Annotated in this window: 2 protein-coding genes and 2 pseudogenes; all 4 read left to right on the top strand. The window is 46.9% G+C overall.

What is annotated here, in order from left to right; translation table 11 throughout:
• Positions 1-104, top strand: a pseudogene (vscG, locus tag R8O70_RS25310) (YscG family type III secretion system chaperone VscG); the annotation flags it as partial.
• Positions 101-727 (top strand): YopR family T3SS polymerization control protein VscH, encoded by a 627-nt coding sequence (gene vscH / locus R8O70_RS25305; RefSeq protein WP_021448598.1) that lies wholly within the window; start codon positions 101-103, stop codon positions 725-727. The pseudogene vscG and the gene vscH, both read left to right, overlap by 4 nt.
• 8 nt (positions 728-735) lie before the next feature.
• Positions 736-1,080: a SctI family type III secretion system inner rod subunit VscI gene (gene vscI, locus R8O70_RS25300; protein WP_005464519.1), complete on the top strand. Its 345-nt coding sequence runs from the start codon at positions 736-738 to the stop codon at positions 1,078-1,080.
• Positions 1,080-1,368: pseudogene (gene vscJ / locus R8O70_RS25295) on the top strand (SctJ family type III secretion inner membrane ring lipoprotein Vsc); the annotation flags it as partial. The gene vscI and the pseudogene vscJ, both read left to right, overlap by 1 nt.

Raw genomic sequence — 1,368 nt, 5'->3', positions numbered from 1 at the left:
TACTAAGCCAAGCTGAACGTTGGATGGAACTGGCAGCTCAAGGCAGCGAAGAAAGCCAAGCTTTTGCGGCGAGCTTCACCCAAGATATTAGGAATCTTGGATGAGAGTCGACCCTAGCTTTGTCGGACAAACGCCCGCTCATTCAACCGATGTTCGTCACTATGAACGCGACGATGCGAAGCGAATGAGCGAGCTTATGACGCGAGAAACTACGGCCGAAGTTTCTCGTCCAGCTCCCAAAGACACGCTGACAAAAGTAGAAGAGAAACTCAACGCAATTAAAGATTGGTATGCGTCGATCAAGGAAGCAGAGACTGTCTCTAAACAAAGCGTGCTTTCTTCGTTAAAGGACGTTTTTTCTGATCCTCAAACACAAAAAGAAGCGCTGTGGTACGCCTTTCATCAGGCGAAAAGCGCCAAAGGAACGGATGATGCCGTTCCGGAATTATTGAGCGTTCTGAAACAAGAGTTGCTCGGAGATTTTGCTGGCCAGTTAATGGCTGAGCCGCCAACAGACAGAGCAGCATTAAAAGCGATGCTTGCGCAAAGCTTCCCACTTGGCGCTCAGAAAGAACAAGCGCTTTGGCATTGTTGGGCAGAGCTAAAGTCTTTGCCAGAGATGACATCAACAGTCGATTTAGTACGTGAAGAGCTGAGTTTTGTTATCCAAAAAAACGCGATGGTGAAGAACATCATGACTCACAGCCATAAGTTAGATTTGTCGTAGGAGTACACATGATCAATACACAGTACACCGAGGTGATGCAAACCAACCTTGAGAAGTTGCAAGATGCTCAAGTCGAAGACGGGCTGAGTGAGCGTTTTGAACAAGCCATGTCTATTCCGGAGGGGAACAACGGTTTAGAAGGCGGTTTGCTAGAAAACATCAGCGAACTAAAAAACACCATCGACAATGCAAAAAGCAGCCTGCAAGACAGCATGAAAATGGTCGGTGACGATCCAGCGCAACTGTTGCAAATGCAGTGGGCGTTAACGCGAATCACGTTTCAAGAAGAGTTGATCGCGAAAACCGTGGGTAAAACCACACAGAATGTCGAAACGCTTTTGAAGGCGCAGTAATGATGAAGAATAAAATGCGCGCGCTTTGCCTTGTATTGGCGCTGTTTTTGGTGGGTTGCCAAACCGAGCTTTACACCAATGTGAGCCAAAAAGAAGGCAACGAAATGCTGTCGATCTTGTTATCGGAAGGCGTGGTGGCGACCAAAGAACCGGACAAAGACAACAAAGTAAAATTGATGGTCGATAGCTCGCAAATCGCGTTCGCCGTTGATGCATTAAAACGCAAAGGCTACCCACGAGAGCAGTTCTCGACGTTAAAAGAAGTGTTTCCAAAAGACGATTTAATCT

This window comes from Vibrio sp. 779(2023) (assembly GCF_033344285.1).
Classification (GTDB): domain Bacteria; phylum Pseudomonadota; class Gammaproteobacteria; order Enterobacterales; family Vibrionaceae; genus Vibrio; species Vibrio alginolyticus.
Note: the sequence above shows the minus strand (reverse complement) of the source record. Positions and strands in the feature narration are given on the sequence as shown.

Bases quoted from the DNA above. Each gene is read 5' to 3' on its own strand.
- vscH (WP_021448598.1), top strand. From the start codon at position 101: ATGAGAGTCGACCCTAGCTTTGTCGGACAAACGCCCGCTCATTCAACC.
- vscI (WP_005464519.1), top strand. From the start codon at position 736: ATGATCAATACACAGTACACCGAGGTGATGCAAACCAACCTTGAGAAG.